The sequence below is a fragment of the Devosia sp. Root685 genome, assembly GCF_001427875.1.
Lineage (GTDB): Bacteria > Pseudomonadota > Alphaproteobacteria > Rhizobiales > Devosiaceae > Devosia.
Genome location: NZ_LMHK01000001.1, coordinates 843,687 through 863,907 on the forward strand (window position 1 = coordinate 843,687; position 20,221 = coordinate 863,907).

Consider the following 20,221-nt stretch of genomic DNA (forward strand, 5'->3'; position numbering starts at 1 on the left):
GGTCATGTCGAGCCAGAGCAATTTCGATCTCGCCTTCGACCGAATCGTGGCGCTGGCGAATGCCAGGGGGCTGACGGACATCGTCCTGTCGACGAGCTACGGCAGCCCTGCCCTCAAGGTCAGAGACCGCACTTTTGTCAGGCTCCTCGATGAAGAGACGATCGTGCTGCAATGTCCCTTCGAACAGAAGGTGCTGCTGATGGAGATTTCGCCGGCCATCTATTTCGAAACCGATCACTATGTCGGCCATGACGCGGTGCTGGTGCGGCTGGCGGCGATCGACGACGAAGAGCTCAGCCTGCGGCTGCAGGATGCCTGGCAATTCAAGGCACCGCAGGGCGGAGAACCGCCCGGGAAAGAGGAAGACTAGGGAATGACGCCATCTACGCGCCTCAACTGCTCCTGCGGGCAGTTCGAAATGGTTGTTACCGGGCAGCCATTCATTGCCACCGAATGCCACTGCAATAGTTGCCGCGAGGCAGGCGGGCGCATGGCGGGGCTCCCCCTGGCGCGCCCAATGCTGGAAGAAAACGGCGGCACGCGTTTTGTGCTCTATCGCAAGGACCGGGTGGAGATCACCAAGGGCACGGACCTGCTGCGGGGCCATCGGCTGAGTTCGTCCGCGCCGACGCGCCGGGTGGTGACGACATGCTGCAACAGCCCGGTATTTCTCGAATTCAAGGGCGGGCACTGGCTGAGTCTTTACTCAAGCCTCTGGCCGCCAGGTCAGGCGCCGCAGCCGGATATCCGGACCGTGACCGGCGATCGCAGTGCGGAGATCGCGCTGGACGATTCGATTCCGTCCGGGCGTTGGCAGACCATGGGGTTTTATGGAAAACTTCTTACCGCCTGGATCGCCATGGGCTTCAAGGTGCCCAATATCGACATCAAGGACGAGGTGGTGACCTGAACCCGGACCCTCGGAAAACAAAAAAGCCGCCCGAAGGCAGCTTTTTGTTTCATCCCCTAGGGGTGAATGGTGCGGTCGAGAAGACTCGAACTTCCACGCCTTGCGGCACAGCGACCTCAACGCTGCGCGTCTACCAATTCCGCCACGACCGCACATCTGTGGTAGAAGCTTCAATCGCCGAAGCGCCTGAAGCGAGTGGGGATGTAGCAAAGGACTTGGCGAACCTCAAGCACCTAAATCGAGATTTCTTTCAGGCCTGTGGAGAGTCGCAAAAAATCAGCCGTGCTTGTAGACCTTTTCCGTGACGAGCACGCGAAGCTGTCCATCCTCGACATTCACCTCGCCGCGGGCGATGAGCGTATGATTGGCGTAGATGGAGAGCGGATCGTTCTCGCCCTGCTCCAGTTCGATCACAGCGCCGCGGCCCATGCGCAACAGATGGTGGATCGGCATGGTGGTCGCGCCGAGTTCGACGGTGATATCGACTTCAATATTGTCGAGGGTGTTCATAAATAAGGGTCTCGCTCGCGGAATGCCGGGGGCTTCGTGAATTAAGGATTGCTCAGGCTTGGTTATGGAAGTCTTAACGACAGGTGACGAGGCGTGCCAAATTCGTTCGAAATTGCATCGAGCGGACCAGCGGCCGGTCGATTGGGTGCAGTTCGAGGGTCTCATGGACTATGAACGCACTCTGGCGGCGATGGAGAATCGTGCAGCACTCGTTGCGGCCGGTGAAGCGCCCGAGGCGGTTTGGCTGCTCGAACATCCGCCGCTTTATACGGGCGGAACGTCGGCACGGTCGGAAGACCTGATCGATCCGCGGTTTCCCGTCTATCCGGCGGGACGTGGCGGGCAATATACCTATCATGGCCCCGGACAGCGCGTGGCCTATGTGATGCTCGACCTGACCCAGCGCGGGCGCGACATTCGCTGCCTCGTCAAAGGCCTGGAGCAATGGGTGATCGACACGCTTGCGGCGCACAATATCAAAGGGGAGCGGCGCGAGGGTCGCGTCGGAGTCTGGGTGCAGCGCCCGGACAAGGGGTTTGGGCGCGAGGACAAGATTGCCGCGATTGGCGTGCGCGTGCGCAAATGGGTGACCTTCCACGGCATTTCGCTCAATGTGGATCCCGATCTCCGGCACTATGATGGAATCGTGCCTTGCGGCATTACCGATCAGGGCGTGACCAGTTTTGAGGATCTGGGTCAGTTGATTTCGATGGCGGAGGTAGATTCCGTGATGCGCAGCACATTCGAGACGATCTTTGGCCCGACCACCCATGCGTCCGGCGCACTTGCCAGCGTGGCCTGACAGAATAATTTGCAGCTATCCCGAATCGAGGAGCCCGGCATGACCACGGACGACCTGAAACGCCTTCTCACCCGCCAGACACTGTTCCGGCTCGACGCCATCCTGTCGCCCCGCCTCGTGCCGATTCTCTATGCGCTGGGCCTGGCTTCCATTCTGCTGTGGGCCGTCAGCCACTTCTTCTTCCGTTTCGGCAGCAGTTTTGGCGATGGGCTTTGGGGCCTGCTTGAAATTGCGGTGTTCGGTCTTGCCGCGATCGTTGCCCTCCGTATTGGCTGCGAAGCGCTGCTGGTGTGGTTCAAGACGCATGAGGCAACGGGCGAGACTGTCAACCGTTCGCGCTATTCGGCGTCCTTGCTGGACGAAGTGCGCGACGCCATTCGCGATCTGGCCGAGCATGGCGAAGCGACCGACTATGCCGAGGCGGACGAATATTACACGCCGGCCACCGAACCACCGCCGCAGGTGACGCCAGAGGGCGATATCAGGCGGGAGCCTTCGAGCATAGCGGGCGAGCCGTTCAAGCCCAAGCGCACCGCCAAGCGGACGCCGCCCACGACATAAAAAAAGGCCGCCGCGGATCGCTCCGGGCGGCCTGATTGTTTCGGGCTTTTGGCCTTACTTCTTGTTGACGCTCCAGGCGCCCGGACCGGCAAAGATCAGGTAGAGGAAGACGAAGCAGAACAGGATTGCCGCGTCGCCGCCATTGTTGGCGGGGAAGAAATTGGCCGGGGCGTGGGCCATCCAATAGGCGACGGCCATCGTGCCGGAGGCCAGAAAAGCGGCCGGACGAGTGAAGAAACCGATGGCGATCAGCGCCCCGGTGATGATTTCGATCAGGCCGGAAATCCAGAAAATCGAGAATGTGGGCGGCGCGAATTCGGCAGCGGGGAAACCCAGCAGTTTTTGTGTGCCATGGGCGAGGAACAGCAAAGCCGTCATGATGCGCAGCACGGCGAGGGCCTGCGGCGCATAGGCGGAGAGACGATCGGACATATAAACACTCCCGTGTGCGGCGCCGAACTGACGCCAGGGGAGAGACGCCTATCGCAACCCGCTGGTTCCAGAAAGTGAACATTTGGTAACGCACTGTTCGCTGTTTGCGATGTTCAAGAGTGCGTGTCCACCGCTCGTGGAAGGTCTGCCAAGCCCCGTGCGAGGGGCAGTCACATTGCGTAACCGTCAAACATTCTGTATGACGCGCCATCCAAAGCAATTCCGGACTTTCGCACGCGCATGACTCAGGCGCCCAAAATCGGTTTAGTCAGCCTCGGCTGCCCCAAGGCGCTCGTCGACAGCGAACGCATCATGACGACCCTGCGCGCGCAGGGCTATTCGTTCAGTCGCGACTATGCCGGCGCCGATATCGTGCTGGTGAATACCTGCGGATTCCTCGACAGCGCCAAGAAGGAAAGCCTTGAGGCGATCGGCGAAGCGCTCAACGAAAACGGTCGCGTTATCGTTACGGGTTGCCTTGGCGTCGAAGAGAGCATGATCCGCGAGACGCACCCCAATGTGCTCGCGATCACCGGTCCGCATCAGTACGAAGACGTTGTCTCGGCCGTGCATGACCATCTGCCGCCGGTGCCGAACAAGTACATCGATCTGGTGCCGGAGAGCGGGCTGAAGCTGACGCCGCGGCACTATGCCTATTTGAAGATTTCCGAAGGCTGCAACAATCGCTGCTCGTTCTGCATCATTCCGCAGATCCGCGGCGATCTGGCTTCGCGCCCGGCGGCCGGCATTCTGGGCGAGGCCGAGGGGCTGATCCGCTCAGGCGCCAAGGAACTGCTGGTGATCTCGCAGGATACCAGCGCCTACGGGCTCGACCTCAAATATGCGACCTCGAAATATCGTGGCCGCGACGTGAAGGCGAAGTTCTACGATCTCGCCAAGGAACTGGGCGAGCTGGGTGCGTGGGTGCGTCTGCACTACGTGTACCCCTACCCCCATGTCGATCCGGTAATGGAGCTGATGGCCGAAGGCCTCGTCCTGCCCTATCTCGACATTCCGTTCCAGCATGCTTCGCCGAACGTGCTGAAGGCGATGCGGCGCCCGGCGCATCAGGAAAAGACGCTCAATCGTATTCTCGATTGGAAGCGCCAGGTTCCTGACCTGACCGTTCGCTCCAACTTCATCGTCGGCTTCCCGGGCGAAACCGAGGAAGATTTCGAAATGCTGCTCGACTTCATCGAGGAAGCCGAAATCGACCGCGCCGGCTGCTTCAAGTATGAGCCCGTGACCGGCGCCACCGCCAATGAACTCGAAGGCATTGTGCCCGACGAGGTGAAGGAAGAGCGCTTTGCCCAGCTGATGGAAGTGGCGCAGAACGTCTCCTTCCACCAGTTGCAGAAGAAGGTCGGCCGGACCATCGACGTGATCGTCGATGACGTTCGCCCCGAGGGCAATGTCGCTATTGCGCGCTCCAAGTGGGATGCGCCGGAGATCGACGGCCAGGTGATCGTCAGCAACGCCACCGGCATCAAGATCGGCGACATCGTTTCGGTGAAGGTGACCGACAATGATGAATATGATCTCTTCGCCGAACCGGCGACGGCCTGAGACCGGCGACTTACACAACATCCCCGCGCAAGCGGGGATTTTTCTTGCGTAGATTTCATGGAACTGAGCGCAGAGACGAGCCAGGGGACAAGGTCCAGCTGGGGAACGGCAGGCGGCGTTGCCGCTGTGTTCATCTGGTCGATGACGGCGCCGATCGTGGCATCGGCTGTCGGAGTTGATCCATTCCTATATGTCGGGCTCGGCGATGGTGTCGGGGCGCTGGTTTTCATCGCCATGTGGATTGCCCGACGCCACAATCCCCTGCCCGAGCTCAGAACCGTGCCCGTCTGGCTCTATCTCCTGGGCATTATCGGCATTGGCGGCCATAACCTGACCTGGGTCGCGGCGCTGCAGCAGGCGCCGCCACTTGAGGCGACATTGATCATCTATACCTGGCCGCTTCTGGTGGTGGTTCTCACGACGATCTCGTTGGGGCAGCGGTTTCGGTGGTTCCATGCGGTTGCGGGCGGGTTGGGGCTGGCCGGCATTGTCACGCTGCTTCTCGGCAAGGGGCTGGCGGTCGGTACTTTCCATCTCATGCCCGGTCACTTCTGGGCTGTGATCTCAGCCGTCACCTGGGCTGTTTTTTCGGCCATGGCGGCGCGCTATCCCTCCAGCAGCAGCAATTTCCTCGGCGTCATCTTTGGTGCCAGCGCCATCATCAATGGCTCTATCTGGCTGTTCGGTCTCGGCGCTCCCCCTGCCCCGGTTTCGAGCCTTGTTATCGTTGCTTCGGCCGCAATCTTTTTCGCGCTCGCCTATGCCATGTGGGATTTCGGCATGAAGCAGGGCAATGCGCAGCTTATTGGCGTGTTCAGTTTCCTGACCCCGGTTCTGACTGCGATCTATCTCGTTGCGCTCGGGATTGCCGAACTGACACCCTATCTCGTCTTGTCCTTGATGCTGGTGGTGTCGGGTATCGGCGTCGCCAAATATGGCGCGAAACTGAAACTTCGGCCCTGACCAGCCGAAACAAAATCGCGCTTTAGCGGCAGCAAGAGCAACGGCTTACCCCTGCTTTTGCGGCGCGTAAATTAGTCATCCGAGCCAAGCATTTAGCGCTTTACGACCGAAAAGCGGCATCGCATCACCTGTGACCAATGCCTTCGCTTTCACGGAAATAGCGCCACGATGAACAAGCTCCTCCTCTCCGCCGTTGCGGCGCTCGCTCTTGCCAGCAGCCCGGTTCTGGCCCAGCCCACCGACATTCTCAACGCTTCCTACGACATTGCCCGCGAGCTTTTCGAAGCCGAGAACGCCGCCTATGCGGCGACCGGCGCGACCGTCACCATCAACCAGTCGCATGCCGGCTCTTCGGCCCAGGCGCGCGCCGTGCTCGAAGGCCTCCAGGCCGACGTCGTCACCTTCAACCAGGTGACCGATATCCAGAAGCTGGTGGAAGGCGGTTATGTGTCGGAAGACTGGACCAGCGAATTCCCCAATAATGCTGCGCCCTTCTATTCCTTCCCGTCTTTCCTCGTCCGCTCGGGCAATCCCAAGGCCATCAAGGACTGGGGCGATCTCGCGGCCGAAGGCGTGCAGGTGATCTTCCCGAACCCCAAGACGTCGGGTAACGGCCGCTATACCTATCTCGCTGCCCGCGCCTGGGCGACCGAGGAATATGCCGGCGACGAAGCCAAGATCGAGGAATTCCTCACCAAGCTTTTCGCCAACGTTCCGGTCTTCGAAACCGGCGGCCGCGCAGCCACCACCGCCTTCACCGAGCGCCAGCTGGGCGATGTGCTGGTGACCTTCGAGGCCGAAACCCTCGCCGTCGTGAAGCAGCTCGGCGCCGACAAGTATGAAGCCGTCGTCCCGTCTGTGAGCTTCCTCTCGGAATTCCCGGTGGCGATCGTCGATAAGGTCGTCGATGCCCGTGGAAGCCGTGATCTTGCCAAGGCTTATCTCGATTTCCTCTTCACGCCAGAAGGCCAGGAAGTGGCAGCTGCCAATTTCCACCGTCCGCAGGATGAGGCCGTTGCCGCCGCGCATGCCGCGACCTTCCCGGAAATCCGTCTTGTGACCGTCGAAGACGCTTTCGGCGGCTGGGACAAGGTTGCCGCCGAGCACTTTGCTGACGGTGGTCTGCTCGACAGGGTTTTCGTCAACCAGTAACGGCCTCGGCTCAAGCAGTTTGCGGCGCGACTTCGGTCGCGCCGTATCGTATTTCGGGGGATATATGGCACAGCATCGCAGCAAGCACCTGCTGCCCGGTTTCGGGCTGTCCATGGGCATTTCGCTGTTCTATCTCACGCTCGTGATCCTGCTTCCCCTCGCCGCCATGCTGCTCAAGGTCGCAGGCATGGGGTTCCCTGAGTTCTGGCGGATCATCAGTTCGAATCGTGCGCTGGCGGCCTATCGGGTGACGTTCAGCTCGGCCTTTTTTGCTACGATCATCAATGGCGTGGTGGGGCTGCTGCTCGCCTGGGTCCTGACGCGGTATCGCTTTCCGGGGCGGCGCATTCTCGATGCTCTGATTGATCTGCCCTTTGCCCTGCCGACCGCCGTGGCGGGGCTGGTGCTGGTGACCCTCTTTGCGGAAACGGGCTGGTATGGGCAATTGCTCGAGCCAAATGGCATCAAGGTCAACTACACTCAGCTCGGAATTATCGCTGCCATGACGTTCACCTCCATTCCCTTCGTGGTGCGCGCCGTGCAGCCGGTGCTGGAAGAGGTCGATATCGACTTTGAAAACGCGGCGATAACGCTGGGCGCCTCGCGCTGGCAGGTTTTTACGCGGATCATCTGGCCGACAATCCTTCCCGCCTTCATTGGCGGCTGCGTGCTTTCCTTTGCGCGGTCGCTGGGCGAATTTGGCGCGGTCGTTTTCATCGCCGGCAACCTGCCGGGGCTCACGGAAATCGTCTCGCTGCTGATCTTCATCCGGCTCGATGAATACAATTATGAAGGCGCGGCGGCGCTCGCCTTCGTGCTGCTGGCCGTGGCCTTCCTGACGCTGATCGCGACGAACCTGCTGGCTGCCTGGCAGGTTCGCTATGTCGAGAGGAAGACCTGATGAGCCAGACGGCAGGGCGCAGTGCAGGCGCAAATGTTCTTATCGGGCTGTCGTTTCTGTTCGCCGCCGTGGCGCTGGTCGTGCCGCTGGCGCTGATCTTCAGCTTTGCGCTGCGCGAGGGGCTTGGCGCCTATTTCAGCGCCATCCTGAAGCCCGACACGCTGCATGCGATTCTTCTTACCGTTGTTACGGCCGTCATCGTCGTGCCGATCAATATGGTGGTCGGTGTGGCGCTGGCCTGGCTCGTGACGCGCTTCAAGTTTCGCGGCCAGCAATTGCTTATTGCCGTCATCGAACTGCCGGCGGCTGTCAGCCCGATCGTGGCCGGCATCGTCTACCTGTTTCTCTATGGCAATCAGGGGCTGCTTGGGCCGCTGCTGCAGTCGAGCGGATTGCAGATCATGTTCACCCCGCTCGCCATCGTGATGGTGAGTTTGTTCGTTACTGCGCCCTATGTGGCGCGCGAACTGGTGCCGCTGATGCGGCAGCAGGGGACGGATGACGAGGAAGCGGCTTTGTCGCTTGGCGCCAATGGCTGGCAGATGTTCTGCCGCGTTACGCTGCCCAATATCCGCTGGGGCCTGGTCTATGGCGCGGTGCTGACCAATGCGCGGGTGATGGGGGAATTCGGCGCCGTCTCGGTAGTGTCCGGTTCGATCCGCGGGCAGACCAATACGCTGCCGCTGCAGATCAATCTGCTGTTCAACGATTTCAATATCGCCGGCGCCTTTGCCGCGGCCTCGACGCTGGCGCTGATCGCGGTGATTACTCTGGTGCTGAAATCGGCGCTTGAGACTTGGGAACGCCGCTAGCGGCTTTCGCGGGCCGCTAGACAAGAATACGCTTGAGCCGGAGCCTTGGCGCCCCTAAGCGAGGGGCAGGATTTGCAATGCACACGACTCATATCGTTCCCCTGCCCCATCGCCCTGCTCTGGAACTGGGGCCACGTCCGCTCATCATGGGCATTCTCAACGTTACGCCGGACAGTTTTTCGGACGGTGGGTTGCATGCCACGCTCGATCACGCCGTGGCGCATGCGCGCGCTTTGCTCGATGAAGGCGCCGATATCATTGATATCGGCGGGGAAAGCACGCGGCCGGGCTCGGAAACTGTGGCGGTGCAGGCGGAACTGGATCGCGTCATTCCGGTCATCGACGCGCTGCGGGCTGCCGAGATCGTAGCGCCGATTTCCATCGATACCTACAAACCCCTGGTGGCCGATCAGGCGATCCAGGCGGGGGCCGATATTATCAATGATGTCTATGGTTTGCAGGGAGCGCCGGAAATGGCGGAGGTCGCAGCGCTTTATGGCGCGCCGGTGATCGCCATGCATTGGGACAAAAGCTGGGACGCGGAGACACTGCCGCTGCCCGCGATGATCGCGTATTTTGCCAAGACACTGGCGATTGCCGATGTGGCGGGACTGTCGCGGACGCAGCTGATCCTCGATCCGGGGTTTGGGTTTTCCAAGACGCTGGCGCAGAATTATCAAATCCTGCGGCTGCTGCCGGAGTTGGCGGAGGCCTATCCGGACCATGCCGTGCTGGTGGGCACCTCGCGAAAATCGATGATCGGCAAGCTTCTGGACAATCAGCCGGACGAGCGGCTGCCCGGGACCATAGCGACTACAGTGCAAGGCTATGAGCGCGGCGGACACATCTTTCGCGTGCATGACGTCGCGGCCAATCGCGATGCCCTGCGCGTGGCTCAAGCTACCCTTTACGGCCCCTAATTTTTGAGGACCATTCAATGACCGCAGCTTTTACGGGCGACCGCATCATTCTCCGCGATCTCGGCTTTTATGGCTATCACGGCCTCTTTGCCGAGGAGGAGCGGCTGGGTCAGCGCTTCTTCGTCGATCTCGAATGCGGGGTAGACCTGACCGCGCCGGGTGAGACGGATGCGATCGGGCATACGGTTTCCTATGCCGACATCTATGATGTGGTGAAGGCAACATTTGAGGGCCAACGGACCAAGCTGATCGAGGCGCTGGGCCAGAATATCGTCACGGCCCTGTTCGAGCGGTTTGGCGATATCAACTGGATCGTCATTCGCATTCGCAAGCCCGAGGCGCCAATTGCCATGGTGCGCGGGGAAGCGGCGATCGAGTTGCATCGCGTGAGGCAAGCGTGATGGCGAGAGCGTGGCTGAGCCTCGGGGCAAATATCGGCGATCCGCCGGCGCAGCTGTTGGACGCCATTCGACTGCTCGATGCGCACCCGAATATCCGGGTGGTCAAGCAATCGTCGGTGATTGCGACAAAGCCTTGGGGCAAGACGGATCAGCCGGATTTCGCCAATATGGCGGCGGAGGTCGAGACCGACCTCGAGCCCATCGACCTGCTGCATGTGGCGCTCGATACCGAGCGCGAAATGGGGCGCGTTCGGCACGAGGTCTGGGGACCGCGGCTGATCGACGTCGATATCATCGCTTATGAGCGGATCGAGATGCAGACGGGACGGCTGACGCTGCCGCATCCCCATGCGCATGCGCGCGATTTCGTGCTGGTGCCGTTGCGCGATATCTCGCCGGAAACGGCGGAGTGGATCGCGGCGCGGGCTTAGGCCCGCAACGCTTCCACAACGGCCACGGCCGTGTCGAACTCCACGCGACGCTTGGCGCGGCGGGTCATGGCTTCTTCGTCTGCGCCCCAGAGGCGGATTTGGTGGTCTTCGTCGACGTGAGCCGCGGTCCAGATCTGATCGGCGGAGAGCAGTTGATGCAGCAGGGCGATGGCGAGGAGGCCGGAGCCGGTGATGCCGGTGATGGAGACCAGCGCCGTCAGCGAGAGAAGGCCCTGCTCTTCCAGCGCGGCGTCGAGCTTGGTCAGCGTTGAAGCCGGCTGGGGCTGGTGGATGATGCCGATGGTGGGCTGGAAGGCCACGTCGAAATGTCGCGCCAGCGTGACCAGCGCCCCGTCCCAGTGCAATTCCTGATCGTCGACCAGTTCCTGCGGGGTATCGGCGCGATAGAGGAGGAGGTCGTTGCCGGCGAATTTGCCGATTTCCGAACGGAACGCCGGAACGTTCTCTTCGCCGCTTTCGACGGCCGAATTGATCAGTCGCACCATGGGCATGGTGGTGGGATCGACGTATTTGTCCTGCGCTGACCATTCGCTGGCCATGGCCTGGGCGATGGAAACCGCCGGCACGATCACCGGTAGTTTGCGGCCGGGCGTGCGGGTCTGCTTGCCATCGAGGGTGACGACGTAACCATCATCGGTGCGCGCGACATCGACGGCTGTGTAGAAGCGCTTGGGCAGGTCGATCGGGTTGATGTGCTGCGCCTGACCGTAGCCAAACTCCTGATTTTTCAGGGCTTCTTCCAACTGGTCGCGCATGTCAGTATTCCAGTACTTTCTTGATGGCGAGCGGCAGGTCGGCATAGGTGTCGACCAGCACATCCGCACCGGCAGCGAGCAATTCGCTGTCGTCGTGATGACCCCAGGTGACGCCGATGGCCTTGGCGCCGGCGGCCTTGCCCATCTCGATATCGAAGGTCGTGTCGCCGATGATGACCGTGTCACGCGCGTCGGCGCCGGTTTCGGCCATGGCACGGAGCATCATGCCCGGATGGGGCTTTGATGGATTGTGGTCCGGCGTCTGCAAGGTGACGAAATGGCCGGCAATGCCATGGAGTTGCGTCAGGCGGTGTACGCCGTTGAGGCCTTTGCCAGTGGCGATGCCGAGTAGCGTATCGGGCCAGGTGGCGAGGAAATCCAAGGCTTCTCGGGCGCCGGGGAAGAGGCCCTCGCGTCCCTCGGCCTGCACCAGCGAGGCGCGATAGCGGCTGCGATAGTCTTCAGCCATTTGCTCGGCTTGCGGCGTCACATCGGTGCCGAGAAGCCGCGCGATGGCAACCGGTAGCGACAGGCCGATGACCCGGCGCGATTGCGTCGGGGTCGGTGGCGTCAGGCCGGCTGCTTCGAAAGTCGTGGTCATATGTTCGACGATCAGGGCCTCTGTGTCGATCAGCGTCCCGTCCATGTCGAACATGATGAGTTTCACGCGCCGTTCTCCGGATCGATATCCTGAACATCGTAGCGGTCGGCATCGAAGCCCAACGCGTCCCAGCTTTCACGCATGTGTGGCGGCAAAGGTGCTGAAATATCAAGGCGTTTGCCATTGCGCAGCGGCAGGGCGATGCGGCGGGCATGGAGGTGCAGGCCCTCGCCGAGGCCGGGAGCCGGCATCCAGTTTTCGATGTTGAAGTAACGCGGATCGTCGATGATCGGCGTGCCGAGCTGGGCCATGTGGACGCGGAGCTGATGGGTGCGACCGGTGACAGGCTTGAGCGTGACCCAGGCAAAGCGGCGGCTGGCGGTCTCGGTGGTCGAGTAATAAGTCGAGGAATGGACGGCGCCGGGAGCGCCATTTTTCACCACAACCATCTGCTCGCCGTCTTCAGTCACCCGCTTGGCGATGAAGCAGGAGATTTCGCCCTGGCGCGGCGTCGGGTTGCCGGCGACGAGAGCCCAATAAATCTTGCGCGCCGAGCGCGACATGAAGACCTTGCCGAAATGGGTCGCCGCCTGGCCGGTCTTGGCGACGACGAGGCAGCCAGAGGTGTCGCGGTCGAGGCGGTGCACCAGGCGCGGAGCTTCGCCGAGCTTGTTGGGCAGGCTCTTTAAGAGGCCATCGAGATGGCGGGCCGTGCCGCTGCCACCCTGCACGGCGAGGCCGTGAGGTTTGTTGAAGACATAGAGGTCATCATCCTCATAGAGGATCAAGTCCTTGAGAAACCTTGCATCTTCATCGTTGACCTTGGTGGGGCGAACGGTGCCGGGGTCATCGACCGGCGGAATGCGGATGGACTGGCCAGCGGCAAGGCGCGTGCTGGTCTCGGCTTTCGCCTTGTCGACCTTGACTTCACCATTGCGGATCAGCTTTTGCAGGCGGCCGAAACCGACCTGGGGGAAATGCCGGGCAAACCAGCGATCGAGACGCATGCCGTCTTCGTCTGCTGTGACTTCCCGATGTTGAACGCCACTCATGCGGGGCTGCCTCTGGTTATCAAAAGGCCGAGATATAGGCCTATGAGACAAACTACAACTGACAAGGCGACATAGGTGATCGCCGCGAACAATTCGCCGCGCTCGATGAGAACGATCGTGTCGAGCGAGAACGAGGAGAAAGTAGTGAAGCCACCGAAAATTCCGATGGCCACAAAGAGCCTTAGCTCATGTTGGTGGGCGGGGAGAAATTTGGCCATGAAGCCGACAAAGAGGCCCATGGCGATGGAGCCGATGATGTTGATCAAGAGGGTCGCGAGCGGGAAGCCCATGGGCCAGAGGCGGCCGATGATGCTCGAAAAGCCGTAGCGGGCCATGGCGCCGAGGGCGCCGCCGGCGCCGACTAGGAGGAAGCCGTACATCGCTAAACCTCAGTCTTTCCTGGCTTTTTCGGCGCGAAGGCGGGCGAAATAGTCCATGCGTTTTTTCAAATCGCGCTCGAAACCGCGCTCGACGGGTTGATAAAACTGTTGTCTACCAAGGGTTTCGGGGAAGTATTCCTGACCGGAAAAAGCGTCGGGAACGTCGTGGTCGTATTGGTAGCCGTCGCCATAGCCTTCGCCCTTCATCAACTTGGTGGGGGCGTTGAGGATGACCATGGGCGGCATGGGCGAACCAGTTGATTTCGCTAGGGAAATTGCGGCCTTGAAGGCGGTGTAGACGGCGTTGGATTTGGGCGCGAGGGCGAGGTAGACGACGACCTGAGCGAGGGAGAGTTCGCCTTCGGGGGAGCCGAGCATCTGGTAGGCGTCGCGGCCGGCGATGGCGAGGGGGAGCGCTTGCGGGTCGGCATTGCCGATGTCCTCGGAAGCCATACGAATCAAGCGTCTAGCGAGGAAAAGCGGGTCTTCACCGGCATCGATCATGCGGGCGAAATAGTAGAGCGCGGCGTCTGGATCGGAGCCGCGAATGGTTTTGTGCAGCGCCGAAATGAGGTTGTAGTGGCCCTCCTGCGCCTTGTCGTAAATGGGGGCTCTACGCTGCACTACGGTTAGCAGACTGTTAGCATCGAGTGTCTCATCAGGCTTGGCAGATGCTAAAATCTCCTCGACGAGGCCGAGAAGGGCGCGACCATCGCCATCGGCAAGGCCGAGGAGGGTGTGGCGCGCTTCGTCAGTGATCGGCAAAGTCGACCCGACGAGGCTTTCAGCGCGACTGAGGAGCAGCGCGAGATCGTCGGCTGTCAGCGATTGGAAACGCAGGACCTGGCTGCGGGAGAGAAGCGCGGCGTTGAGCTCGAAGGACGGGTTTTCGGTGGTGGCGCCGACGAGGACGACGGTGCCGTCTTCCATGACAGGAAGAAAGCTATCCTGCTGGGCGCGGTTGAAGCGATGGATCTCGTCGACAAAGAGCAGCGTCCGGTGGCCGGAGAGGCGTTCGAAGCGGGCCTTTTCGAAAACCTTTTTCAGGTCGGCTACGCCGGAGAAAATGGCAGAGATCTGCTCGAAGCGGAAACCGATCTGGTCGGCGAGGAGGCGCGCCACGGTGGTCTTGCCGGTGCCGGGAGGGCCCCAGAGGATGAGCGAGCCGAGGCGGCCGGAAGCGAGCATGCGGGTGAGCGTGCCATCGGGGCCGAGGAGATGGGATTGGCCGATCACCTCATCGAGGGCGCGCGGGCGCAGCTGGTCCGCGAGGGGACGGGCCTTGTCGGTTTCGTTGGGATCGGCGGCGAAGAGATCGGACATGGGGGCTCAATAGCAAATTGTGCGGCGAGTGGCACGCGGCTTCGTTCAAGTGTTGCCTTGGCTCGAGTTGCGCGTTCAACTGTGGCTAGAGGAAGAGGGATTGCACATGATTGGTCGTTGGGTTGCCGCTTTGGCGCTGGTTTGTCTGTCGGGTTCGACTGTCGTGGCTCAGGAGGATGCCATTGGAGCGCCGGGACCGTTTGTGCTCGAGGGGACGAGCTTTGAACTCGCTTGGACGAGCCACCCGACGGACGCGTTCTACAAGCAGGAATATGTGCCCGAGGGGCAGACGGTGGAAGCCTATGATCAGATGTTCATGGTGGATGTGCTGACCAATGGGGTTTCGGTCGGGGATGCTGCCGGCACGATGATCAAGGGTTTGCAGGAGCGCAAGGCGAGCGACCCGGTGGTGAATTTCGACGTGATGCAGAACGAGGCGACGGGGGAAATGATCCTCGACTTCATGCTCAGCGACAGCAGCGGCGAGGCAGTGATCGTCGAGTGGAACGCCTATCGCTATGTGCCGCTGGAGGATGGGGTGGCGATGTTCGGGATCAGCCGGCGTGGATATGGCGATGGGGCGAGTGAGTTGCTGAGGGGATTGAAGGAAACGCGGATGAAGACGATCCAGGCGCTGGCGGAGTTGGAATTGCCGGAAGTGGGGGTGGAGTAAGGGGGTAGCGGCGGGGGTTGAGGGGGTGATTCAAGGGGACGGTGTTTGTGACTCCACCCCCTCCCATCCTCCCCCATCAAGGGGGAGGTGAAGGGACCGCGGTTTACTCTGGATGGTGCCCTCACTCGATGCCGCACCTCCCCCTTGATGGGGGAGGATGGGAGGGGGTGGCGGGGACTGAGGGAGCGAGAAATCTCGAAGACCTCACCATGAGGGCTACTGGGGTTTCCTCTCTACTGGTGCTTCCAGCTCGTGCGGAGCCTTCGGGTCGGGCCCGAGGGGGGGGGGCCTATCCGCTGACTATGGCTCTACTCACCCTTCCGTCCCGCTGCAGGATGATTTGCCAGGTGCGCATCCGTTGCGAAGCTGTGGCGCTGAAGGTTTGGGCGTCTTTGATGTCGGTGTCGTTGAGCTGGAGGATGACATCGTCGACCTGGAGGCCCATGGCTTCGGCGGGGGAACCGGCGGCGATGGCGGTGATGAGGACGCCGGTGGCGTCGTAGGGGAGGTTTTTGGATTCGGCGAGGGCCGGGTCGAGCTGGCGGACCGTGACGCCCGAGAAGCGGGAATCGGCGGAGATGGTGGCGGTGGCGTTGCCGGCTGGTGCGGGGGCAGCTTCGACCTGGAAATCCAGCGTGTCGGTTGACGTGCCGCGCAGGCGTTCGAGTTTGGTGGTTTGGCCGATCGGCTTGGTTGCCAGGCGGAAATTGAAGGCGCTGGGGTCGTCTACGCGCTGGCCATCGACGGAGAGGACGACGTCGCCGGACTGGAAGCCGGCGCGGGCGGCGGGGCCATCGGGGGCGACTTCGGTGATGAGGGCGCCGTGGGGCGCATCCATGCCGAGGCTATTGGCGATGTCGGAATCGACGGCCTGCATCTTGGCGCCGAACCAGGGGCGGACAATGGCGCCGCCGGTGACGCCGGCCTCGGCGACGAGCTTGGCCATATTGGCGGGGATGGCAAAGCCGATGCCGACGGAGCCGCCGGACTGGGAATAGATGGCCGTGTTGATGCCGACCAGGCGCCCCTGCATATCGACCAGAGCGCCGCCGGAATTGCCGGGATTGATGGCTGCGTCGGTCTGGATGAAGAATTCGTAATTGGAGCTTTCGACGCCGGTGCGCGCGAGGGCCGAGACGATGCCGGAGGTAACGGTCTGGCCGACGCCGAAGGGATTGCCGATGGCGAGGACGAGATCGCCGACAAGCAGCGCGTCGCTATCGGCAAAGGTGATGGCGGGGAAAGCCACGCCGCGGGTATCGCGGACACGAAGAACGGCAAGATCGGTCTGTTTGTCTTCGACGACGACATCGACGGCGAATTCGCGACCGTCGCTCAAAGCGATGCGAACGTCGGTGGCGCCGTTGATGACGTGGGAATTGGTGAGGATGACCCCTGCCCCATCGACGATGACGCCGGAGCCGAGCGAACGGGATTCGCGCGGGCGGGACTGGAACTGATCGCCGAAGAAGCGGGAAAAGAACGGATCATTGGCGAAGGGGGAAGCCGCCTGGGACTCGATGCGGGTCGCGTAGACATTGACCACCGAGGGCGACACCGCCTGGACGATGGGGGCGAAGCTGAGCTGCACCTGCGGCTGGCTGGACGGCACCGCGCGCGGCGCCGAAACAGGCGGTGGCGTTTCGATCTGTGCCTGAGCCTGTTGAACCTGGGCCTGCCCCGGTGCGTTCCAGGGAGAGAAGGCCAGTGTGCCGCCGATGGCGATGACCGCTACGGCGACACCCGAAAAGACGAGCGTTCGCAGAGACATGGGTAAACTTTCAGCTACCTGTTCAGAGCCGTTTGGCTCACAGAATGCGACGCGAGCAGAACGCCCGGAATCTGTCATGAAAATGACGCTCGAACATTGTTGTTTCCCTAGGCAAATAAACGTTTGCGCGAGGGGGCACACGGCCCTATATGCAGCGCTCAATTTTCTCGCGTTTTCGAACTGGAAAACACGTAAACGCGGTGAATTTCCTTCACTCTCCAGCCCCGAAAGGCCTGTTGTCCAATGACTGACGAGCCGAAGACCGTTTACGCCAATACCTCCGCGCTGATCGCGGCAGAGGCGCCGGACTTTCCTTCTTTCCTCTTCTCGGAGAAGGAGTTCCACAGGGCTGTGAAAGTCTTCAAGAAGGGCTTTGACGGGCTGCTGACCTATGCGGTGAAGTGCAACCCGTCGCCGCACATCATCGCGCAGCTGCACAAGGAAGGCCTCAAGGCCTTCGACGTGGCTTCGAACACCGAAATGGAACTGGTGCGCGACCATGCGCCCGGCGCCGTAATGCACTACAACAACCCGATCAAGAACAAGCGCGAGATCGAACGCGCTTATGAAGAGTTCGGCGTTCGCAGCTTCACCATCGACCACCCGCAGCAGCTCGACCAGCTCGCTGCTGTCGTCTCGCCATCGCGCGATGTGGAAGTGACCACGCGCTTCAAGGCCGGCAAGGCGCTGAAGAGCTATGATTTCGGCATCAAGTTTGGCGTGATGGAACAGGGCGCGGCCGAAATCGTCACCGCCGTCGAGAAGATGGGCTATACGCCCAGCCTCTGCTTCCATGTCGGGTCGCAGTGCGAAGACGCCTATGCCTATGAGCGCCACATCGCGGCGGCGGCGCGGATCGTTGAAGAAAGCGGCATCGAGTTGAAGCGCCTCAATATCGGCGGCGGCTATCCGGCCCCCTACCCGACCAGCGAAGCGCCGCCGATGGACTATTATTTCGAGACCATCTCGCAGGCTGTTTCCGACCATTTTGGCGACAAGAACAAGCCAGAACTGATCATCGAGCCGGGCCGGTCGCTGGTGACGTCCTCGACCTCGCTGCTGCTGCGCGTGAAGCATCAGCGCGGCGGGCAGTCGGTTTATGTCAATGACGGCGCCTATGGTTCGCTGATGGAAGTGAAGTTCATGCACTTCACCCCGCCGGTGCGCGTTTGGCGCGGGCCGCGTCTCCACGACAATAATGGCGAATTCTCCGAATTCACCATCTGGGGCCCGACTTGCGACAGCTATGACGTGCTGCCGCAGGTGTTCACCCTGCCGGCCGATATCGATGAAGACGACTGGATCGAATTCGGCCTGATGGGGGCGTACACGCAGGCTTCGCTGACCCCGTTCAATGGGTTTGACCGTCGCGACCAGTATTGGGTCGAGGACGTTTATACCGGCAAGGACATGGCGCCGGCTGAGTAAGGTCTTTTGGGATTTTGATAGGGACCCGCCCGGGCTTTGGCTTGGGCGGGTTCTTTTGTTTTTGGGGGGATTCTTTCGCCCAACGGCTGTCATCCCGGCGAAGGCCGGGATCCATCTCGAGATCTCAGGATGGGCCCCGGCCTTCGCCGGGGTGACAGCCGGGGATGGGGCGGGAACGGCGGATAAGCCGAGTCTTTTCGGCAGTTTAGACGTTTTGGTTCGTGGATTGAATCAGGGGGAGAGGTTGATGGACGAGCCACCAGATATTGCCACTTTGGGCCGGCGGATCATGATCGTGGGGCCGACCAATTCGGGGAAATCGACGCTGGCGGTGGCGATCGGGGAGAGGTTGGGGATGCCCGCGAGGCATGTCGATCTTTTCAATCACACGCCCAATACGGACTGGGTTCCGCGGCCCAAGGCGGAGTTTCATGCACTGCATGCGGCGGCGATCGCCGAGCCCGAATGGGTCATGGACGGAAATTATTCCGAGGTTTTGCCAGCCCGATTGCAGCGGGCGACCGGAATCATTGCGATCGATGACTTCCTGGCCCGGCGGTATTGGCGCTATTTTCGAAGGACGTTGAGCCAGAACAGGGCCGGAGCCCTCGAGGGCAATCGGGATTCCATCAAGTGGCATATGATCCACTGGCTTTGGCACACGCGGCGCTCGGGCGGAAAACTGCGGATCATGGCGGAGAACAGTGGCCTGCCCTTGGTAGTCTGCCGCAACCAGCAGGAACTGGACCGGCTCTATCGGGCCTGGGGGCTTACTTTGCCTTTGGCTTGACCAGATTGAAGCGGATCAGGCTTTCGGCGGCGCTGAGCACGGCTTCTTTCGGGGTGTGATAGGGGCGGCCGAGGAGGCGTTCGCCCTTGGAGCCGTCGAAGTGTTTTTCGTTGCCGATGTCGTTGATGATCTGGCGAACGGGGCCGCCGAGGGTCGCGAGGATGCGCATGAGCCAATCGGGGATGGTTTTTATGGTGACCTGGTAGTCGGAATAGGCCTCGCGAAGGGTTGCGGCGACGTCCTCGAAACTTTGATAGGGGCCGGTCGCGAGATAGCGCTGGCCCACGCTTTCGGGATTGCGGAGGGCGGCGAGGTGCATGGCGGCGACGTCGCGGACATCGCTGATGGCAAAGCCGATACGCGGCATGGCGGGGGTGGAGCCATCGAGGAGACCACCGACGAGGCCGAGGGAAATGCTGGTTTCAGGGTCGCTGGCGGGGCCGAGGATGGCGCCGGGGTGGATGGTGGTCAATTGCATGTTCTGGCCGCTGGCGAAGGCCCAGGCGGCCTGTTCGGCGCGAGTCTTGCCGATGCAATAGGCCCAGGGGCGGCGCATCTTGGTCAGATCGGTGAAATCGGCTTCGGTATAGGTGTGCTTGCCGGTTTCGTGGCCATGGCCGTAGCCGACCGTGGCGATGGAGGAGGTCATGATGACGCGGCGCACGCCTTCGGCGCGGGCGAAGCGCAGGACGCGCTCGGTGCCTTCGACGGCGGGGCGGATGACGGTCGAGGGATCTTTGGGTTCTTCGGCTGATATGACCGTTGCGACATGCATGACCGCCGCGACGTCTTCCATGGCATAGGCCCAGCCGGCGTCGTCGAGGAGGTCGGCTTCGACGATTTCGAGGCGATCGCCGGCGCCGGGCGCGAGGAGATCCATGGCGGCCTGGATGGAGCGCAGCTTGCCGCGATTGCGCACGGTGCCGCGGACGCGGTAGCCGGCGCGCAGGAGTTCGCCGATGACGTGCTTGGCCACGAAGCCGGAGGCTCCGGTGACGAGAATGCGGTCCATGAATCTGCCCCCAAATCGCCCCCTGCCCTACACGGTCAAGCCGGTGCGCGGAAG

Annotated in this window: 24 protein-coding genes and 1 tRNA gene; 15 read left to right on the plus strand and 10 right to left on the minus strand. The window is 61.6% G+C overall.

Annotation, left to right across the window (positions count from 1 at the left end):
- Window positions 1-4 precede the first annotated feature (4 nt).
- Both ASD83_RS04040 and ASD83_RS04045 read left to right on the plus strand, forming a co-directional pair.
- Complete coding sequence (locus ASD83_RS04040; protein ID WP_056308171.1) at window positions 5-370, plus strand: MmcQ/YjbR family DNA-binding protein; 366 nt, start codon at window positions 5-7, stop codon at window positions 368-370.
- 3 nt (window positions 371-373) lie between these two features.
- Window positions 374-910, plus strand: coding sequence for a GFA family protein (locus ASD83_RS04045; RefSeq protein WP_056308174.1), 537 nt, complete (start codon window positions 374-376; stop codon window positions 908-910).
- Window positions 911-977: 67 nt separating this feature from the next.
- On the opposite strand, the gene ASD83_RS04050 is transcribed toward ASD83_RS04045, so the two are convergent.
- A tRNA-Leu gene (locus tag ASD83_RS04050) sits at window positions 978-1,062 on the minus strand.
- 124 nt (window positions 1,063-1,186) lie between these two features.
- Window positions 1,187-1,420, minus strand: a complete 234-nt coding sequence (locus tag ASD83_RS04055) for a FliM/FliN family flagellar motor switch protein (protein ID WP_056308177.1) — start codon at window positions 1,418-1,420, stop codon at window positions 1,187-1,189.
- A gap of 64 nt (window positions 1,421-1,484) precedes the next feature.
- Between ASD83_RS04055 and lipB the strand changes: the two genes are divergently transcribed.
- Both lipB and ASD83_RS04065 read left to right on the plus strand, forming a co-directional pair.
- Entirely contained in the window at window positions 1,485-2,222 is a 738-nt protein-coding gene (gene lipB, locus ASD83_RS04060; RefSeq protein WP_056308179.1) for a lipoyl(octanoyl) transferase LipB, read from the plus strand.
- A 39-nt stretch (window positions 2,223-2,261) separates the two neighbouring features.
- Entirely contained in the window at window positions 2,262-2,783 is a 522-nt protein-coding gene (locus ASD83_RS04065) for a DUF4282 domain-containing protein (protein WP_056308181.1), read from the plus strand.
- A gap of 54 nt (window positions 2,784-2,837) precedes the next feature.
- Here the strand turns inward: ASD83_RS04065 and ASD83_RS04070 are convergent, their stop codons facing one another.
- The gene (locus ASD83_RS04070) at window positions 2,838-3,215 is read right to left on the minus strand and encodes a DoxX family protein (protein WP_056308182.1); all 378 of its coding nucleotides are present in this window, start codon (window positions 3,213-3,215) and stop codon (window positions 2,838-2,840) included.
- Window positions 3,216-3,455: 240 nt separating this feature from the next.
- Between ASD83_RS04070 and rimO the strand changes: the two genes are divergently transcribed.
- From rimO to folK, 8 genes are all read left to right on the plus strand, one after another.
- Window positions 3,456-4,781 carry a 30S ribosomal protein S12 methylthiotransferase RimO gene (gene rimO / locus ASD83_RS04075; RefSeq protein ID WP_056308185.1) on the plus strand — a complete coding sequence of 442 codons (1,326 nt, stop codon included), beginning with the start codon at window positions 3,456-3,458 and terminating at the stop codon, window positions 4,779-4,781.
- Window positions 4,782-4,838: 57 nt separating this feature from the next.
- Window positions 4,839-5,744 carry a DMT family transporter gene (locus tag ASD83_RS04080; protein WP_056308187.1) on the plus strand — a complete coding sequence of 302 codons (906 nt, stop codon included), beginning with the start codon at window positions 4,839-4,841 and terminating at the stop codon, window positions 5,742-5,744.
- Between the two features lie 168 nt (window positions 5,745-5,912).
- Complete coding sequence (locus ASD83_RS04085; RefSeq protein WP_056308189.1) at window positions 5,913-6,896, plus strand: sulfate ABC transporter substrate-binding protein; 984 nt, start codon at window positions 5,913-5,915, stop codon at window positions 6,894-6,896.
- 64 nt (window positions 6,897-6,960) lie between these two features.
- Window positions 6,961-7,797 carry a sulfate ABC transporter permease subunit CysT gene (gene cysT, locus ASD83_RS04090; protein ID WP_056308191.1) on the plus strand — a complete coding sequence of 279 codons (837 nt, stop codon included), beginning with the start codon at window positions 6,961-6,963 and terminating at the stop codon, window positions 7,795-7,797.
- Window positions 7,797-8,609 (plus strand): sulfate ABC transporter permease subunit CysW, encoded by an 813-nt coding sequence (gene cysW / locus ASD83_RS04095; protein WP_056308193.1) that lies wholly within the window; start codon window positions 7,797-7,799, stop codon window positions 8,607-8,609. The genes cysT and cysW overlap by 1 nt, the downstream gene beginning before the upstream one ends.
- 77 nt (window positions 8,610-8,686) lie before the next feature.
- Window positions 8,687-9,529: a dihydropteroate synthase gene (gene folP, locus ASD83_RS04100; RefSeq protein WP_056308195.1), complete on the plus strand. Its 843-nt coding sequence runs from the start codon at window positions 8,687-8,689 to the stop codon at window positions 9,527-9,529.
- A gap of 17 nt (window positions 9,530-9,546) precedes the next feature.
- Window positions 9,547-9,930, plus strand: a complete 384-nt coding sequence (folB, locus tag ASD83_RS04105; protein ID WP_056308197.1) for a dihydroneopterin aldolase — start codon at window positions 9,547-9,549, stop codon at window positions 9,928-9,930.
- Window positions 9,930-10,361 carry a 2-amino-4-hydroxy-6-hydroxymethyldihydropteridine diphosphokinase gene (gene folK, locus ASD83_RS04110; protein WP_056308199.1) on the plus strand — a complete coding sequence of 144 codons (432 nt, stop codon included), beginning with the start codon at window positions 9,930-9,932 and terminating at the stop codon, window positions 10,359-10,361. The genes folB and folK overlap by 1 nt, the downstream gene beginning before the upstream one ends.
- Here folK and ASD83_RS04115 read toward each other — a convergent pair.
- The 5 genes from ASD83_RS04115 to ASD83_RS04135 are packed head-to-tail and all read right to left on the minus strand — an operon-like array spanning window position 10,358 to window position 14,493.
- A complete protein-coding gene (locus ASD83_RS04115; RefSeq protein ID WP_056308201.1) occupies window positions 10,358-11,137 on the minus strand; it encodes an ATP12 family chaperone protein in 780 nt (259 codons plus the stop codon). The two genes, folK and ASD83_RS04115, sit on opposite strands and share 4 nt — an antisense overlap.
- A gap of 1 nt (window position 11,138) precedes the next feature.
- A complete protein-coding gene (locus ASD83_RS04120) occupies window positions 11,139-11,804 on the minus strand; it encodes an HAD-IA family hydrolase (RefSeq protein WP_056308203.1) in 666 nt (221 codons plus the stop codon).
- Window positions 11,801-12,790 carry an RluA family pseudouridine synthase gene (locus ASD83_RS04125; RefSeq protein WP_056308205.1) on the minus strand — a complete coding sequence of 330 codons (990 nt, stop codon included), beginning with the start codon at window positions 12,788-12,790 and terminating at the stop codon, window positions 11,801-11,803. The genes ASD83_RS04120 and ASD83_RS04125 overlap by 4 nt, the downstream gene beginning before the upstream one ends.
- Window positions 12,787-13,170: a fluoride efflux transporter CrcB gene (gene crcB, locus ASD83_RS04130; RefSeq protein WP_056308207.1), complete on the minus strand. Its 384-nt coding sequence runs from the start codon at window positions 13,168-13,170 to the stop codon at window positions 12,787-12,789. Before crcB ends, ASD83_RS04125 begins: the two co-directional genes overlap by 4 nt.
- Window positions 13,171-13,179: 9 nt before the next feature.
- Window positions 13,180-14,493 (minus strand): replication-associated recombination protein A, encoded by a 1,314-nt coding sequence (locus ASD83_RS04135; RefSeq protein WP_056308209.1) that lies wholly within the window; start codon window positions 14,491-14,493, stop codon window positions 13,180-13,182.
- 106 nt (window positions 14,494-14,599) lie between these two features.
- Here ASD83_RS04135 and ASD83_RS04140 point away from each other — a divergent pair, with 106 nt between their 5' ends.
- Window positions 14,600-15,166: a hypothetical protein gene (locus ASD83_RS04140; RefSeq protein ID WP_156385734.1), complete on the plus strand. Its 567-nt coding sequence runs from the start codon at window positions 14,600-14,602 to the stop codon at window positions 15,164-15,166.
- A 289-nt stretch (window positions 15,167-15,455) separates the two neighbouring features.
- Here the strand turns inward: ASD83_RS04140 and ASD83_RS04145 are convergent, their stop codons facing one another.
- Window positions 15,456-16,937 carry a Do family serine endopeptidase gene (locus ASD83_RS04145; protein WP_082560941.1) on the minus strand — a complete coding sequence of 494 codons (1,482 nt, stop codon included), beginning with the start codon at window positions 16,935-16,937 and terminating at the stop codon, window positions 15,456-15,458.
- A gap of 243 nt (window positions 16,938-17,180) precedes the next feature.
- Between ASD83_RS04145 and ASD83_RS04150 the strand changes: the two genes are divergently transcribed.
- Window positions 17,181-18,365: a hypothetical protein gene (locus ASD83_RS04150; protein WP_056308213.1), complete on the plus strand. Its 1,185-nt coding sequence runs from the start codon at window positions 17,181-17,183 to the stop codon at window positions 18,363-18,365.
- A gap of 247 nt (window positions 18,366-18,612) precedes the next feature.
- Window positions 18,613-19,155: a hypothetical protein gene (locus ASD83_RS04155; protein ID WP_056309851.1), complete on the plus strand. Its 543-nt coding sequence runs from the start codon at window positions 18,613-18,615 to the stop codon at window positions 19,153-19,155.
- On the opposite strand, the gene ASD83_RS04160 is transcribed toward ASD83_RS04155, so the two are convergent.
- Window positions 19,136-20,167, minus strand: coding sequence for an NAD-dependent epimerase/dehydratase family protein (locus ASD83_RS04160; RefSeq protein WP_056308215.1), 1,032 nt, complete (start codon window positions 20,165-20,167; stop codon window positions 19,136-19,138). The genes ASD83_RS04155 and ASD83_RS04160 overlap by 20 nt on opposite strands.
- Window positions 20,168-20,221 lie beyond the last annotated feature (54 nt).

What these genes read in the sequence shown, in the direction of transcription:
- cysT (WP_056308191.1), top strand. Translation starts at nt 6,961, where the DNA reads ATGGCACAGCATCGCAGCAAGCACCTGCTGCCCGGTTTCGGGCTGTCC.
- folB (WP_056308197.1), top strand. Translation starts at nt 9,547, where the DNA reads ATGACCGCAGCTTTTACGGGCGACCGCATCATTCTCCGCGATCTCGGC.
- ASD83_RS04045 (WP_056308174.1), top strand. Translation starts at nt 374, where the DNA reads ATGACGCCATCTACGCGCCTCAACTGCTCCTGCGGGCAGTTCGAAATG.
- ASD83_RS04040 (WP_056308171.1), top strand. Translation starts at nt 5, where the DNA reads ATGTCGAGCCAGAGCAATTTCGATCTCGCCTTCGACCGAATCGTGGCG.
- ASD83_RS04070 (WP_056308182.1), bottom strand. Translation starts at nt 3,215, where the DNA reads ATGTCCGATCGTCTCTCCGCCTATGCGCCGCAGGCCCTCGCCGTGCTG.
- ASD83_RS04135 (WP_056308209.1), bottom strand. Translation starts at nt 14,493, where the DNA reads ATGTCCGATCTCTTCGCCGCCGATCCCAACGAAACCGACAAGGCCCGT.
- ASD83_RS04065 (WP_056308181.1), top strand. Translation starts at nt 2,262, where the DNA reads ATGACCACGGACGACCTGAAACGCCTTCTCACCCGCCAGACACTGTTC.
- ASD83_RS04115 (WP_056308201.1), bottom strand. Translation starts at nt 11,137, where the DNA reads ATGCGCGACCAGTTGGAAGAAGCCCTGAAAAATCAGGAGTTTGGCTAC.
- folK (WP_056308199.1), top strand. Translation starts at nt 9,930, where the DNA reads ATGGCGAGAGCGTGGCTGAGCCTCGGGGCAAATATCGGCGATCCGCCG.
- lipB (WP_056308179.1), top strand. Translation starts at nt 1,485, where the DNA reads ATGGAAGTCTTAACGACAGGTGACGAGGCGTGCCAAATTCGTTCGAAA.
- crcB (WP_056308207.1), bottom strand. Translation starts at nt 13,170, where the DNA reads ATGTACGGCTTCCTCCTAGTCGGCGCCGGCGGCGCCCTCGGCGCCATG.
- ASD83_RS04055 (WP_056308177.1), bottom strand. Translation starts at nt 1,420, where the DNA reads ATGAACACCCTCGACAATATTGAAGTCGATATCACCGTCGAACTCGGC.
- ASD83_RS04125 (WP_056308205.1), bottom strand. Translation starts at nt 12,790, where the DNA reads ATGAGTGGCGTTCAACATCGGGAAGTCACAGCAGACGAAGACGGCATG.
- ASD83_RS04150 (WP_056308213.1), top strand. Translation starts at nt 17,181, where the DNA reads ATGACTGACGAGCCGAAGACCGTTTACGCCAATACCTCCGCGCTGATC.
- ASD83_RS04145 (WP_082560941.1), bottom strand. Translation starts at nt 16,937, where the DNA reads ATGTCTCTGCGAACGCTCGTCTTTTCGGGTGTCGCCGTAGCGGTCATC.
- ASD83_RS04140 (WP_156385734.1), top strand. Translation starts at nt 14,600, where the DNA reads ATGATTGGTCGTTGGGTTGCCGCTTTGGCGCTGGTTTGTCTGTCGGGT.
- rimO (WP_056308185.1), top strand. Translation starts at nt 3,456, where the DNA reads ATGACTCAGGCGCCCAAAATCGGTTTAGTCAGCCTCGGCTGCCCCAAG.
- ASD83_RS04160 (WP_056308215.1), bottom strand. Translation starts at nt 20,167, where the DNA reads ATGGACCGCATTCTCGTCACCGGAGCCTCCGGCTTCGTGGCCAAGCAC.
- ASD83_RS04085 (WP_056308189.1), top strand. Translation starts at nt 5,913, where the DNA reads ATGAACAAGCTCCTCCTCTCCGCCGTTGCGGCGCTCGCTCTTGCCAGC.
- folP (WP_056308195.1), top strand. Translation starts at nt 8,687, where the DNA reads ATGCACACGACTCATATCGTTCCCCTGCCCCATCGCCCTGCTCTGGAA.
- ASD83_RS04155 (WP_056309851.1), top strand. Translation starts at nt 18,613, where the DNA reads ATGGACGAGCCACCAGATATTGCCACTTTGGGCCGGCGGATCATGATC.
- ASD83_RS04080 (WP_056308187.1), top strand. Translation starts at nt 4,839, where the DNA reads ATGGAACTGAGCGCAGAGACGAGCCAGGGGACAAGGTCCAGCTGGGGA.
- cysW (WP_056308193.1), top strand. Translation starts at nt 7,797, where the DNA reads ATGAGCCAGACGGCAGGGCGCAGTGCAGGCGCAAATGTTCTTATCGGG.